This window comes from Sphaerobacter thermophilus DSM 20745 (assembly GCF_000024985.1).
Taxonomy (GTDB): domain Bacteria; phylum Chloroflexota; class Chloroflexia; order Thermomicrobiales; family Thermomicrobiaceae; genus Sphaerobacter; species Sphaerobacter thermophilus.
Genome location: NC_013524.1, coordinates 425,908 through 440,323, shown reverse-complemented (window position 1 = coordinate 440,323; position 14,416 = coordinate 425,908). Strand labels below are relative to the sequence as shown.

Annotated in this window: 11 protein-coding genes; 2 read left to right on the top strand and 9 right to left on the bottom strand. The window is 66.7% G+C overall.

Annotated features, from left to right (window positions below; all coding sequences use genetic code 11):
• Window positions 1-519: 519 nt before the first annotated feature.
• Complete coding sequence (locus STHE_RS14155; RefSeq protein ID WP_012873275.1) at window positions 520-1,443, bottom strand: IS982 family transposase; 924 nt, start codon at window positions 1,441-1,443, stop codon at window positions 520-522.
• Window positions 1,444-2,114: 671 nt separating this feature from the next.
• Between STHE_RS14155 and STHE_RS14150 the strand changes: the two genes are divergently transcribed.
• Complete coding sequence (locus STHE_RS14150; RefSeq protein WP_012873274.1) at window positions 2,115-2,459, top strand: DUF6361 family protein; 345 nt, start codon at window positions 2,115-2,117, stop codon at window positions 2,457-2,459.
• 283 nt (window positions 2,460-2,742) lie between these two features.
• Here the strand turns inward: STHE_RS14150 and STHE_RS14145 are convergent, their stop codons facing one another.
• The 8 genes from STHE_RS14145 to STHE_RS14110 all read right to left on the bottom strand — a co-directional run bounded on the left by STHE_RS14145 (window position 2,743) and on the right by STHE_RS14110 (window position 13,148).
• The gene (locus STHE_RS14145) at window positions 2,743-3,585 is read right to left on the bottom strand and encodes a 4-hydroxyphenyl-beta-ketoacyl-CoA hydrolase (protein ID WP_012873273.1); all 843 of its coding nucleotides are present in this window, start codon (window positions 3,583-3,585) and stop codon (window positions 2,743-2,745) included.
• A 51-nt stretch (window positions 3,586-3,636) separates the two neighbouring features.
• Window positions 3,637-4,968, bottom strand: coding sequence for a phenylacetate--CoA ligase family protein (locus STHE_RS14140; RefSeq protein WP_012873272.1), 1,332 nt, complete (start codon window positions 4,966-4,968; stop codon window positions 3,637-3,639).
• Between the two features lie 33 nt (window positions 4,969-5,001).
• Window positions 5,002-5,850 carry an HAD-IIA family hydrolase gene (locus STHE_RS14135; RefSeq protein ID WP_012873271.1) on the bottom strand — a complete coding sequence of 283 codons (849 nt, stop codon included), beginning with the start codon at window positions 5,848-5,850 and terminating at the stop codon, window positions 5,002-5,004.
• On the bottom strand, window positions 5,789-7,357 hold the full coding sequence (locus STHE_RS14130; RefSeq protein WP_012873270.1) for an acetyl-CoA carboxylase: 1,569 nt from the start codon (window positions 7,355-7,357) through the stop codon (window positions 5,789-5,791). The genes STHE_RS14135 and STHE_RS14130 overlap by 62 nt, the downstream gene beginning before the upstream one ends.
• 69 nt (window positions 7,358-7,426) lie before the next feature.
• The gene (locus tag STHE_RS14125; protein ID WP_012873269.1) at window positions 7,427-7,957 is read right to left on the bottom strand and encodes an acetyl-CoA carboxylase biotin carboxyl carrier protein; all 531 of its coding nucleotides are present in this window, start codon (window positions 7,955-7,957) and stop codon (window positions 7,427-7,429) included.
• A 300-nt stretch (window positions 7,958-8,257) separates the two neighbouring features.
• The gene (locus STHE_RS14120; RefSeq protein ID WP_012873268.1) at window positions 8,258-10,078 is read right to left on the bottom strand and encodes a PEP-utilizing enzyme; all 1,821 of its coding nucleotides are present in this window, start codon (window positions 10,076-10,078) and stop codon (window positions 8,258-8,260) included.
• Between the two features lie 144 nt (window positions 10,079-10,222).
• Window positions 10,223-11,299 (bottom strand): PEP/pyruvate-binding domain-containing protein, encoded by a 1,077-nt coding sequence (locus STHE_RS14115; RefSeq protein WP_012873267.1) that lies wholly within the window; start codon window positions 11,297-11,299, stop codon window positions 10,223-10,225.
• A 31-nt stretch (window positions 11,300-11,330) separates the two neighbouring features.
• Window positions 11,331-13,148, bottom strand: a complete 1,818-nt coding sequence (locus STHE_RS14110; protein WP_012873266.1) for a PEP-utilizing enzyme — start codon at window positions 13,146-13,148, stop codon at window positions 11,331-11,333.
• Window positions 13,149-13,654: 506 nt separating this feature from the next.
• Between STHE_RS14110 and STHE_RS14105 the strand changes: the two genes are divergently transcribed.
• Window positions 13,655-14,335, top strand: coding sequence for a cyclase family protein (locus STHE_RS14105; RefSeq protein ID WP_012873265.1), 681 nt, complete (start codon window positions 13,655-13,657; stop codon window positions 14,333-14,335).
• Window positions 14,336-14,416 lie beyond the last annotated feature (81 nt).

The following is a 14,416-nucleotide window of genomic DNA, read 5'->3' as shown; positions in this document are numbered from 1 at the left end:
GGTATGCCGCGTCGCGAGATGGGACTTCTGGTGAGGCCGGGTAACCGATGGCTGGGACGGTGTATGCCGTCCACGTATGCGGGATCGTGGACCATCGTTCGTTCCTCGAACGAGGCTGGCCGTGGCCGGACGCACGTATGGGTTTGACGAATTGATTTAGGTGTAGGCGGTCGGCCCGTGCCCGGGGGTTATGGAGTTTGACGAGTGATTTGGGTGTACGCGGTCGGCCTGTGCCCGGGGCTGAAGCCGCCGGGCTGAGAATGAGAAGCCGGCTCATGATGTTTCACAACTGAATCGGACTATCGCTCCGTCGACCGCTGCGAGGTGCGACAGGACACAACCCACGCACGATTCTGAGCGCTCCGCAGGCATCGATGTGCCTAGGCGAGTATGGTCCGAGTTAGTTTGGAAACATCATAAGCGGGCTGGGGTGGGACAGGCCTCACGCCGCGGCATGGGGCCCCACCGCCCGGCATGTGCCCGGGGCTAAAACGCTTGGTGTGAGTTAGGGCGCCGTGGCTACCAGGTGATCAGGTTCGCCACGGCCAGCAGCGGCCGCCCCTGCTGCCGATTCAGCCAGCAACAGAGGTTGTGCAGCGCCACCTTGGCCGCCAGTCGCGCCTGGAAGCCCGCCAGGGTGTGCGGGCGCTCCCGCTCGAGGCCGAAGGTGTGCAGCAGCCGCCCGATGACCGTCTCCACGATCTGGCGATGGCGGGCCACCCAGCGGCGGACCGCCTTGGGCCAGCGCCGCCGACTGCCCCGCTGCGGGGTGGCCACCAGCGTCACGCCATAGGTGGCCGCCAGGTGCGCCTTGTAGTCCTCGCCGGCAAAGCCACTGTCGGCCAGATAGGTCGCCACCGGCGTGCCGACACTGGGCAGGCGGGGATCGGGGTGGGCCCGACAGGCAATCAGGGTCTCGGCGAGGGACCGCTCATTGGTGCTGGCCGGGGCCACGCCCCAGCCGGTGATCGCCCCCTCCAGGCTGACGGCGGTCAGCACGCGGAAGCCGGCAAACCAGCCCAGGCGCAAGCTGAAGCCGATGTTGGCCTCGCCCGCCAGCCAGCCCCGCCCGCGGCGCTTGGCGTTGCGCACCGGAGCCGGCGCCACATCGAGCACATCCACCGCCACTGGCCCCCGGCCAAGTTGGTCTGCCAGGTAGAGGGCGAACTGGGCCAGGGCGACCTGATGCCGCCGCAGCAGCCGGTTGTATTGGCTGCGGTGGGGCAGGGTCGGGAAGTAGGGGCGCAGGTGGCGCTCGGCGTAGCGGTAGAAGTCCTGCTCACTGGAGAACCTCATCCACTGCCCGAAGATGGCCAGGGTCAAGACCTCGCTGCGGCTCAGGGCCGGCGCGGGGCCGGGGCGGTGGGGCTCCGGGGGCAGGTGGGTCTGGCAGAAGGTGTCGACCAGGACATAGACTGTAATCAGGAAGGTGTCCACATCCATCGGGTGCTCCTTTCGTGGGAGACGGATACGAGCTATCTCCCGTATGGAAGTGGGCACCTTCCTGTGTCAAGAGGGCACAGCATGCCCCGGCTAACTCACACCAAGCGTTAAAGCCGCCGGGCTGACAATACAAAGCCCACTGAAGGGGCTGGGGACGCTGGGCCCGGTGGGAGGCCGGTCGGCTCCGCCCGCGCGTAGTCATCGCAGCCCCTTCAGTGGGCTTACCCAATGTCAGCCCGGCGGCTTTAGCCCCGGGCACGGGCCAGCAATGCCGCTCCGCTCACCAGCCCGCTAGACTTCGTCGTCGTTCCCAGCCCGCTGCAGCGGGCTTCCGTTGTCAGCCCGGCGGCTTCAGCCCCGGGCACGGACCGATCGCGTACATCCATGTAATTCGTAAGACTCCATAACCCCCGGGATGACAAAGCGAAGCCCACTGAAGGAGCTACAGGGCGCTGAGTCCGGCGGGATGCCGGAACGGGTCAGCCGAGATGTAGCCATCACAGCCCCTTCAGTGGGCTTACCCTGAATCAGCATAGGGAGGAGGAGAGCCCAGTCGCCCGGTACTGCAGTCGTTTTGCCGTTTCCCTTACAATGTCTCGAAAAGGAACATCATAGGGTGAGTCACCGACTGATGCGACCTTGGGCCTGGGGTGGGCGAGCGAGGTGGGACGATGGCGTCGTCGTTAAGCTGGCTGGATTACTCGGAGCACGAGCGGCGGCAAGTCCTCGACATTGTCGAGCTGTTTCGGGATCGCCAGACCCTCGATGAGCTCGGCATCGGGACGGTGCGGGATGCCTTCGCCGAGCTGCTCTTCCCGGGCACGAGCACGATCCAGACGCGCGCGAAGTACTTCCTGTTTATCCCCTGGATCTACGGCGACCTCGAGCGCAGGCGGGTGCCGTCCCACGAGATCGCGGCACGGGCGCGCCGGGAAGCGATGAGGCTCATGTACGCTCCTATGCGCTCCGCTGATACGGACGGCGCATGGGCTGACGTCCTTGAGACGGGTCGCTGAGTTCCTCTGCTTATTCGGGCCTAATCGGTGCCAGCACCTCATTCATGTACCTCGGTCCAATGCCGCCAGACGACCTGCGATTGACTTCGCCTAAGCGTAGGAGCGGCGTGGCACCAACAGGCGCCGCATTTCGTGTTTAGGGAAGACCGTCTCCGTTCGTGGGTGCCTCGTCGCGAGCCTGGCTCCGAGGTCTGTCCGCGGGTGCCTGACCGGCGCTTCCTTCAGTAGCCAGTGCCGACGACCGGGATGGAGCAGGGGCGGGTGTCTCACCCGCCCCGCGTTGTTACTGGTCGTTAAGTTGGAGGCCGAAGAAGCGGGCGGCGTTGTCGCGGAGGATCTTGGGGCGCACGGTGTCCTTGAGGGGGAGGTCGGCGAACTCGCGGAGCCAGCGATGGGGCGTGAGCATGGGAAAGTCGGAGCCGAAGAAGACCTTGTCCTGGATGAGCGAGTTGGCGTACTGGATGACGGTCTGCGGGATGTACTTCGGCGCCCAGCCGGACAGGTCCATGTAGACGTTGGGCTTGTGACGGAGAATAGCGAGCTGCTCCTCATGCCAGGGCCAGGCCGGGTGCGCCATGATGATCCGCAGCTCGGGGAAGCGGGCGGCGATGTCGTCGATGTAGGGGATGGGTCGGCCGTAGTCGAGGCGGATGCCGCCGCCGCCCGGCTGGCCGGCGGCGGCCATCGTCGTCCCGGTGTGGAGGAGGATGGCGAGGCCCAGGCGCTGGCAGGTCTCCCACAGGGGGTCGAAGCGCGGGTCGTTCGGTGCGAAGTCCTGCACCGACGGGTGGAACTTGATGCCGCGCAGGCCGAGGTCGGCGCAGCGCTCGACCTCGGTGATCGCCGCTTTCCCCTTCCAGGGGTCGACGCTGCCGAAGCCGATGAAGACGTCCGGGTACTTCGCCACCCATTCGGCGATCTCGGCGTTGGAGACCTTGAGCCCGGTGCGGGTCTCGTCGTCGATGTCGAAGACGACCGCCATGCCGTTCAGCTCCCGGTACATCTCGGCCATGGCGTCGGGGTGGTCGCTCAGGCCCTCCGGGTTGGAGATCACGTAGGGGTCGGCCTCCAGACGCGCCTTGTCGCCGGTGCGAAGGTGCACGTGCACATCAATGAACTCGATCATGGTCTCGCCCTTATCCTGCTCGTCGGTTGCCAGGGTCGGCGGCGACGCGCGTCACGCGTCGCCGCGCACGATGACCTTGCGCTTCAAGCTCCCGGTCGGTGCCAGTTCTTCATGCGGTACGAGGCGGATGTCGGCACGGAAGATCAGCTTCATGCGGATCGCCTCTTGAAGCTCCTGCTTGAGCTGGTCCAGGTCACCGGCCTCGGGGCCGTAGGCGACGACGATCGGCACCGGTGGGTCGACGCGGGTGCCCGTGGCCGGCAGGTGGATCTGGAACTCGCCGGTCGTGCGTGGGCGGAACGAGGTGATGACGTCTGCAACGGCGCTCGGGAAGACGTTCACGCCCTGGACGATGAACATGTCGTCGGCGCGCCCCACGCAGCGGATACGGGTACCGGTGCGCCCGCAGGAGCAGACGCCGGTGCCTTCGATGCGCACCAGGTCGCCGATGCGGAAGCGCACGAGCGGCACGCACTCGCGCTGGATCGCAGTGTAGACGATCTCCGCCAGCATACCTTCCTTGGGTTCGACCGGTTCCCCGGTTTCGGGGTCGATGAACTCGACGATCACTGCGCCCTGCCCGAGGAAGTGCATCCCGTCCTGGGCTTCGCACTCGCTCCAGATGACGGGCACGAAGTCGGCCGTGCCCATCGCGTCGTAGACCTTGCAGCCCCAGGTCTCTTCGATCTGCTGCCGGATCTCGGGGAAGCCCGCGCCCGGCTCGCCGCCGAGCGACATCGACTTGAGCCCGAGCGACTTCGGATCCAGGTTCAGCCGCTCACGGGCGAAGTTGGCGAGGTAGTTGACGAACGAGGGGCTGGAGACCATGTAATCGACGCCGGTCTCCTGCAGGACCGAGAAGGTGCGCGCCGCCTCGGTGTTGCTCGACGGCAGCACCGTCGCCCGCATCGCCTGGAGCGCGTCGTAGAAGCCCAGCCCCGCGATGTACCAGCCCAGGCTTACGGCGACCCAGGAGCGGGTGCCGGGGCGCACGCCGGTGGCCCAGAAGAAGCGCGCCAGCACCTCGTTCCACATGGCCGCGTCCGCGGCGGAGACGCCGATCAGAGTGGGCCGGCCGGTCGTGCCCGACGAGGCGTGGATCTTGACGACCTCGGTCAGCGGGACGCAGGCGTGCTCACCGAGGGGCGGGGCCTTCTCCTGCGAGCGGCGGATCTCATCTTTCACCGTGAAGGGCAGCTCGTGCAGCGATCCCCTGCCGATGCTCAGGGGATCGACGCCAGCCTCCTCCCACTTCTGGCGGTAGAGGGGGGAGCGCTCCCAGATCCACCGCAACTGCCAGCGCAAGCGTTCGTCTTCGAGGCGCCAGAGCCGGTTCGGGTCGATGGTCTCCATCGCCTCGTTCCAGTAGCGCCGTTCCGCCATCGGTTATCCATCCTCCCTGTTGTCGGCCGTGGTTCAGTTTCTCTCCTGTTGCAGCATGGTGAGCAGCTCAGTGAGCTGGGGGATCGCGAGGTCCGGCACGTCGGGGGTGACGGCTGCGTCGGCGCTCGTGCCGGTCCGGACAAGCACCGTCGCGCTGCCCGCCTCGTGTCCCATCCGCAGCTCCAGGTCCAGGTCGTCCCCTACCAGCGTCAGATCCTCCGGTTGCAGGTCGAGCATGCGGGCGATTGCCCGCAGCCCTTCCAGTGCCGGCTTGCCGGTCACGCGAGCCTCTTTGCCGGTGATCCAGGTGATTGCCGCTGCCACCGACCCGGACCAGCCGGGCCGCGGGCCGCGCTTGGTCACGAAGACGGGCGCCAGGGACGTCACCAGGAGGTCGGCGCCGGACCAGATCGCACGGGCGGCGGCCTCGATCTGCTCGTAGGTGAGTACCGTGTCCCAGCCGACGAGCACCACGCCGGCCTGCTCCGCGTCCTCCGGGTCCACGATCGGGATTCGACGCTCGGTGAGCGGGGCGCGCACGCCGTCGGTGCCCAGCACTAGCACGGCACGGCCGGGATACTCGTGGGCGATGATCTCGGCGGCGGTGACGCCCGGGGTGATCATCTGCCAGTCGTCGATCGGCAGGCCCGCCGCCCGCAGGCGCTCGGCGTACACGGCCGGTGGTTCGGTGCTGCCGTTGGTGAACAGCACGTAGGGGAGGCCCGATTGGCGGAGCCAGGTGAGCAGGTCGACGGCGCCGGGGAGCGCGACCGCCCCGCGCCAGTCGGCGCCGTCGGAGACGGTCAGCGTGCCATCGACGTCAAACACGAACGCCTTCGCCTGCAGCACGTTCTGGAGGCGATGCTGGCTCTGCGTGTCCATCCGGCACGATCCCCTTCCCCGTCGCGGCGGGCTTGTTCCGCCGCAGGATGACCCGTGTGTCTCCCTTCTGGAGATAGAAATAGGTAATGTCGGTGCGTTTCGAGACTTCGGCGATCAGCTTCTTGAGCGGGTGGTACGGCCCGGCGACCGGTTGTGCCGGTCGGGTGCGCTTGCCGCTGAGGGCGGCGTCGACCTGCTCCCCGGGCAGTGCCCAGCGCAGCAGCAGCTCCTCGTCGGACAGGTTGGGGCCGATCTGTCGGCGCAGATCCTCGAGGGTCGGCTCTTCCAGCGGGACATCGAGCTCCCGCGCGCGGGGCATGGAGAGGACGCGGTCGCGCACCTCGGGGTCGATCGGGGCCGGCGGGTCGCCGAAGCGCCCGAGGACGTACTTGATGACCTCATCCGGAGCGCTCGCGTAGCGTTCACCGGCCTGCACGTTGAGGAGGGCTTGCGTGGCGACGAGCTGGGAGAAGGGGGTGACCATGATGGGGTACCCCAGCTCGGCCCGGACGCGGACGATCTCCTCGAGGACTTCGTCGAACCGATCCTCGGCGCCGACTTCCGCGAGGTGCCGCCGCAGGGTGGTCACCATCCCGCCAGGTACCTGATGGCGGTAGTAGGCGACGTCGTACTCGAGCGGCTGACCGATCCGATAGCCCTTGCGCCGGGCGAGCTCGAACAGGTGCTGCGAGATGCGCTCGATCGGCTCGAGGTCGATGTCGACGTCGAAACCGAGTTCCCGCAGGTTCGCGACAGTGCGCGTGATCGACGGAAGCGAGGTGCCTTCAGCGAGTGGCGGAATCGCTGTATGCACCGTCTCGACGCCGAGCTCGGCCGCGCGGAGATAGCAGAGCGGCGCCATGCCGGCATTGCAGTGCGAGTGGATTTCGAGCGGCATCGAGCCGAGGGCCTTGCGCATGGCGGGCACGATGGTCTCCACTCGCTCGGGGGTCAGCAGGCCCGACGGGTCTTTGATGTAGACGGTGTCGATCAGGTCGGTGGCGCCGGCCAGGGCGGCCGCGCACCCGACGTAGAACTCGTCGGTATGCACCGGGCTGATGCTGTACACCAGACCGGCGACAACCTGCTCCGCCCCTTCCTCACGCGCGATCTTGGCTGCTTCCAGCAGCGCCGGCATATTGTTCATTGGCTCGACGATCTGGATGCGCCGGATGCCGTGTTTGATGACGAGCTGCATGGCGAGGCGGATGATCGCGCGCGGTGCCGGCTCCCAGGTGATGAAGCGCATGCCGGTCGTCATGAAGATGAGCGGCGTGTTGGGCATGAGCTGGCTGGTCAGTCGGATGCGCTCGAAGGGGTCCTCCTGGTGGTAGCGCACGCTGATGGCCATGTGCGTGCTGGTGGTGAAGTCGAGCGCCTTGAAGCCCACCTGGTCGAGCAGGGGCGCGACGGCGAGGACCGTCTCCGTGTCAATGCCGGTGGCGCTCCAGAGACTCTGATTGCCGTCACGGAGCGTGACGTCGATGAGCTGGATTCGCGACGTCATTCGCCCTCACTTCCCATGGTCCAAGCCCCAGGGGAAACGCCGGGGCAGCATCCGCCGTTCCCGCACCGATCAGGCATCCGAGGCACGCTCGGGGCGCACCATGAAGAGGGGCTGCCCCTTCTCCACGGCTTCCCCATTTTCGGCGCAGACGGCGGTGATGGTGCCCTTGACGCCAGCGGTGATCGAGTGCATCAGCTTCATGACTTCGATGATGCAGACAACGGTGTCTTCCTGGACCTGCGTGCCGACATCGACGAAGGGATCGGCGCCGGGCCGGGGTGCTCGATAGAAGATCCCGCGTAGCGGTGCCGGGATCGCAATCTGCCCATCGGACGCGGCGGCCGCCGGTGGTTGCTTCTCCTCGTCGGTGCGAACGTCCTGGCTCGTCGGCTCGGTAGTCCCCGCGCTGGGCGGCGGCGCCGTATCCGTCGCCTGGTTTCCAGCGGAAAGTGGCTCCGCGGGCACGTTGTTCGATCCGCCGGCACCCTGCCCGCGTCGCACGACCAGCTTGAACTCAGGCGTCTCGAGCTCGAGCTCGTCGAAGGCGGAGTGCTCCAGGTAGCGTAGGATCTCGTCGACATCTTCCGGGGTGAGCCCCATATCACCGCTCTCCTAGTTGGCGTTCACGAACGCTTTCTTTGTACCACATGGTTCGGCAGTGCCCGATACCTCGGCCGCGCACGTACCGGCCACCCGGCTTCGCGGTCGAACCGGCGGGACCGCTTCGGGATGCGCGTGGCATCGATCAGGCTGGTTGGCTGGGACGCTGGCCTGGACGTACACCGGCGGCCGTGGGCATAGGGCGGACGGCACCTGCCGGATCACCTCGCGGACGGTTGAACGAGGTCGGCGCGCGGCGGCAGGGTGTCTCGCCCCCGCCGCCGGCGCCGACCTCATGCCTCAGTCGAGGATGGTCACGATCCCCTGATCGCCGTCCACGCGGATGCGCTGGCCGGTGCGGATGCGCTTGGTCGCCACGCCGGTGCCCAGCACCGCCGGGATGTTGTACTCGCGCGTGACGATGGCCGCGTGCGACATCACGCCGCCGATGTCGGTAACGGTGCCGCGCACCTTGGTGAAGATCGGCGCCCAACTCGGCTCGGTCACCGGGCAGACGAGGATCTCGCCGTCCTGCACCGTCTCCAGCTCGTTGACGCTGGAGATCACGCGTGCTGGGCCTTCGACTGTGCCGGACGAGGCCGGGAAACCGCGCAGGATGTTTCCGTCGCCATCGGCCGGGGTGAGCCAGGCGCGCAGCCGGTCGGGCGTGATCCCCCACAGCATCACGATCGCCGGGTCGGCAATCGTCTCGGGCACCACGCCGAGCGCCGGGGGTGGGTTGAACTTGCGCAGCTTGGCCAGGATCGCTTTCCGGCGTTCGACGACCGACGGCCAGTGCCGAGGACCAAGGGCCTCGCCGCCCACCGACCAGGAGAGGAGCAGGTCGGTCAGCGCCTGGGAGACCTCGGTCCAGTGCAGGTAGAACATGTCGTCGACCTCACGGAAGAACCCGTGATCGACGAAGAGCTGACCGAGCTCCCGGAGCTTGTTCCAGAAGGTGCTCATGTACCAGTGGTCGGCGAAGAACCGGTGGTCCTCGATCGAGAAGTAGACCTTCCGGACGAGCCCGATGAGCTCGTCGAAGGCCTTGCGATCCTCGTCGGTCCGCAGCAGCTCGCGGTACTCGGCGGTGATGCGGTCGCGCTCCTGCCGCTGGGCCTCGATGTCGCGCTCGAGGTTCTCGCCACGCTCGACCCGCCGGATGTAGTCGATCAGGGCCCCGAAGATCGGGCTTGGATCATCGACCCAGGCGCGGAAGTGATGCTGCAAGCCGCCGCCGGAGTTGACGTAGAACCAGGGATCGCTCCGCTCGTCCCACTCACGGAGCCACGCCTGGCCGGCGTCGCTCTGGCGGAGTTCGGCGAAGACCTCTTGCCAATCGCGACCCTCGACGAACTTGTCGGCGATGCCGAGTTCGACCGCACGCCGTGCCAGGGCCTTGAACTCCTCGTCCGGGCGCAGCATGCTCACGTCGATCGCGCCGATCATCCCCGTGATCTGCTGGTCGGAGATCTCCGGGAAGGCCTGCTTGCAGAAGTCGTAGAAGGTCAGGTAGGCCGCGAAGCCGATCATGACGATTTCCGAGTGGATCTGAGCCAGGCGGAAGAGGCTCTCGATCACTCGGTTATAGCCCTCGAGCACGGACATGGACGTGCCGATGCCGCGCTCGGCGAAGACAAGTTCGTCGGGTTCGATGTCCGGCAACTCGGGGAACGAGACGGCCCGCAGCGCCGCGATCTCCTGTTTGACGCGCTCCCGCCATCCCTCGTAGATCCGCTCCCAGTTCGCGTAGTAGTGCCCCGCGCGACGCTGGAAGAGCTGCGCGCGCTCCTGCACCTCCTGCGGATCGAGCACCGGGATCGAGTTGATGTAGACGTACCCGTTGAGCACGCGGAAGTCGATGCCCATGGCTGGTGGGATGCAGAAGAAGCGGGCGCTCATCTCCCCGATGGCGACGTAGAAGGATTCGGCCGTGATGATGTCGAACGGCGTCATCGGCTCGGGGAAGTGCATCCCGTTGTAGAACCAGAGGCGCGCTTCCTCCGACTCACGGCGCTCCTCGGAGAAGAGCACGTGCTTCGGGTACATCTCCTGCCATCCCTCAGCCCCGAGTGGTGTCTCCACCTCAAACGGGCTCGGGAACCGCAGTTCTCCGCTCACGGCAGACTTCTCCTCTCCTTCCTCACGCGCGGCGTCGCGCGCTTCGTCGATCGACAGGCGCATGCCGCCCGGGGTCGTGGGCGAGCCACGCGCGCCTCGCCGCAGCCGTGTCCCGGTCATGCGGCAGGATGAGCAACCGCCGGATCAGGTGTTGGCGAGCCGCCGGACGATGAACGAGAGCGGATCGGTGAAGCCCGCGGCCACCGGCTCGCGCCTACGCTGGCTCCAGACCGTCTCCGGGCGGGCCTGGAGGATGAAGATGTTCTCCGGGAACGGGAGCGAATCCGCCACGGCCCATTCGATGTCGAGGGCGTGACCGTAATGGCGCTCCAACTGCCGCCCGACCTTGGCGAGTTCGACCACCTCGTCGCCGGTCAGGCAGGGCTCGTTCTGCTGGTCTTCCGGTACCTCGACCTTGCGGAGGTCGCCCTGACGGCCTTCCGCCTTGTACTGGTGGCTCTTGCAGGAGATGTGCTTGCGCGTGATCTCCAGCGTGACCTTGTTCACCCAGTACTCGTCGGGCGTCACCTCGCCGCCGACGACCGCGACGCCGGGGCCCCAACTTCCCTCGACGACGACCAGCGACGGGTCACCGCTGCGCGGGCTCAGGGTGAACATGACGCCGGCGGCACGCGGGTCAACCATCTGCTGCACGCCGACGGCCACGGCCGCGTCCTCCAGCCCGATCCGTTGGTGGGCGCGGTAGGCGATCGCGCGCGGGGTAAACGCACTCGCCCAGCAGCGGAGCACGGCGTCGAGTACCTCGTCCGATCCCTGCACCCACAGATACGTGTCGTGTTGCCCGGCGAAGCTCGCCGCCTCGGTGTCTTCCGCGACGGCGCTCGACCGAACTGCCACTGCCGGAGCCGGATCACCGAGGGTGTCGGCCAGCCGCTCGTACTCCGCCCGGATAGGATCCGCAAGTTCGACCGGGACGGAGCAATTCAGGAATGCCTGCTGGATCTTCTGCGAGGCGGCATCGACAGCGGCCACGTCATCGGCGTTGAGCCCACCAATTGTGTCCTGGATGAGGCGATCCAGGCCGGTGGCCTCGATGAAGCGTCGGTATGCCGCGCTCGTGACCGCGTATCCGTTCGGTACGCGACAGCCCGCGCGGAGCAACTCACCGAGACTGGCCACCTTTCCTCCGACGAGTGGGCGTGCATCGCGCCCGACGTCGGAGAACCACAACGTGAGCGGGGTGCTCAGCTCGCCAGACACTGTGCCTCCTCTACCCTGATTCGCGACTACCTCAGTCGTCGAGAATCGTCACCGTTCCGCTGTCGCCATCGACCCGGATGCGCTGCCCGGTACGAATCCGCTTCGTCGCGTTGCCGGTACCGAGCACCGCCGGGATGTGGTACTCGCGCGCCACAATGGCCGCGTGCGACATGACGCCGCCGATATCGGCGACCGTCGCGCGGACCTTGGTGAAGATCGGCGCCCAGCTTGGCTCCGTAACTGAGCAGACAAGGATCTCTCCGTCCTGTACGTGCTGGAGACCTTCCACGCTCAGCACGACCCGTGCCGGCCCTTCTGCCACTCCGGGCGCAGCCGCAAAGCCGTTCAACACACTCCCGTCTTCCGGGCTGAGCCAGGCGCGTAGCCGGTCGGACGTGATTCCCCAGAGCATCACTACCGCCGGGTCACCGATCGTCTCCGGGACGACGCCGAGAGCGGGCGGCGGCGTCCACTTGCGAAGCTGCTCCATGAGCGCCTTCCGCCGCGCGATTAGTTGCGGCCAGTAGGCCGGCCCGCGGGACGGCGCGCCGATCGACCAGCCGAGGAGGAGGTCGAAGAGCGCCTGGTAGACCTCGGTGTAGTGGAGCAGGAACAGGTCGTCTTCGTCCTCGAAGAACCCGTGGGCGACGAAGACGCGGCCGAGCTCGCGCATCTTGTTCCAGAAGATGCTCATGTACCAGTGCTCGACGTAGAACTTGTGGTCCTCCATCGAGTAGTAGACGTCGCGCACGAGCCCGATGAGCTGATCGAACGCCTGGCGATCGGCGTCGGTCTGGAGCAGATTGCGGTAGCCCTCGGTGATCTCATCGCGCCGTTGGCGGAGCGCCTCGACGTCGCGCTCGAGGCGGTCGCCCCGCTGGAGGCGGGCGATGTAGTCGGGCAGGACGTTGAAGATGGGCGTCGGGTCATCGACCCAGGCGCGATGGTGATGCTGGAAACCGTCGCCCGAGTTCATGTAGAACCACGGATCGGCGCTCGCTTCCCACTCGGACAGCCAGGCGCGCCCGGCTTCCACCTGCTCAAGTTGCGCGAAGACATCCTGCGGTGAGGCGCCGGGCTTGAAGTAGTCGGCGACGCCCAGCTCCAGTGCCTTCCGCGCGAGGCGCATCAACTCGTAGTTGGGGCGGAACATGCTCACATCGATCGCGCCGACCATCAGGGTGACCTGCTGGTCCGTGATCTCCGGGAAGCTGCGCTTGCAGAAGTCGTAGAAGGAGAAGTACGCACCAAAGCCGATCATGATGATCTCCATGTGGATCTGCCACACACGGTAGATGCTCTCGATGGCTTGGTGGTAGCTCCGTAGCAGGTCGTAGGAGGTGCCGATCCCCAGGCGCTCAAAGACGATCTTTTCGTCCTCGACCTCAGGCAGGTCCGGGAAAGTGATCGCCTTGAGTTGCTCGATCTCTCGGGTCAGCTTCTGCTTCCACTCGTCGTAGATCGACCGCCAGTTCGCGTAGTAGTAGCCGGCGCGCTTCTCGAAGAGCTGGGCTCGTTCCTGGATCGCCTCGGGGTCGGTGACGGGTGTGGGGCTGATGTAGACGTACCCGTTGAGGACGCGGAAGTCGATCCCCTTAGCCGGCGGGATGCAGAAGATGCGGGTGCTCATCTCGCCGATGGCGACATACGCGGCCTCGGCGGTGATGATGTCGAACGGGGTGATCGGCTCCGGGAAGTGCATCCCGTTATAGAACCAGAGCCGGTTCTCCTCGTCGGCCCGCCGGTCTTCGCTGAACAGGACGTAGTAGGGGTACATTTCCTGCCAGCCCTCGGCGCCGGCTGGCGTCGGGACTTCGAACGGGCTGGGAAACCGAATCTCACCGCTCACTGCTATCCCCCTCCCCCTCGTACGCCCGCATCACCGATACAGCATGGTGGCGATTGCCTCAGGTGCGGGATCGACAGGTAAGCCAGTCGAGCCAAGAAGTGGGCCCCTATCACGCCCACTCCGCCTCGCTTTGACCGCGTTGGAGTGGATACAGTCTAATGGCGACCTTGCTGAGCGTGCAAGTCGGACTCGTTATGTCATCATCTGCGCTGCGAATTGCCCCACCCTGTGCTGGAACTGCGGGATGTGCCTGGCGGTCGTGCCTGTGACTGCTCGTGGCGCGTCACACCGGATGGGGTAGCGTGCGTTACGCATCACATCGGCACGGGTGGTGCTGCGGCGTGCAGGTGGTACGATGCGCTGCGCGCGGTTGAGGACGACCAGGGTGATCGGGAATGCGGTCGGGAACGTGCTCCGGCGGAACAATGCCAGAGGCCGGTGGAGAGTGCGGTGATGTGAGGGGCGCGTCCCGGCGGTAACAGGCGCGATGAGTGAAGGAGGGGGCGATGAGTCCGCGGAGGGTGGTCGACCTCAGTCATCCCATCGATGCGGCGATCCCGATGTTCCCGGGGCTGCCGGCGCCGGAGATCGCCGAACATCTGTCGCGGGAGGCGTCGCGTGCGCACTACGCAGGCGGCACCGAGTTCGTGATCCATCGCTACTCGCTGATCGGCAACAGCGGAACCTACCTGGACGCTCCGTTCCATCGGTACGCCGACGGGGCCGACCTCGCCACGCTCCCGCTCGAGCGCCTGGTCGACCTGCCGAGCCTCGTCCTCGACCGCGCGGAGCGTGTGGCGGTGGGGCAGCGGGCGATCGATGTCGCGGACCTGGACGGCCTGGATCTGACGGGTCGCGCGCTACTGATCCACACTGGATGGGCGGCGCGCTGGGGTCAGGAGCACTACCTGGACCCGAACCCGTACGTGACGGCAGCGGCCGCCGAGGTGCTGGTCGCAGCGGGTGTCGTCCTGGTCGGCATCGACACCTGGAACATCGACGATGTCGAGGATCGGACGCGACCGGTCCATTCGGCGCTCCTCCGGGCGGGGATCCCGATCATTGAGAACCTGCGCGGGCTTGAGCACCTGCCGCCGAGCGGCTTCCGCTTCTTTGCGGCTCCGCTCCCGTTCCGGGGTGGCTCCGCCGTGCCGGTGCGGGCCTACGCGGTGGTGGACCGGGAGTGATCGGACGGACGGGGCGCGGAGCCGGATTCGTTCCGGGCAGCGAATAAGCCGGTGGTACAATGCGCCGCGTGAAATAGGGGA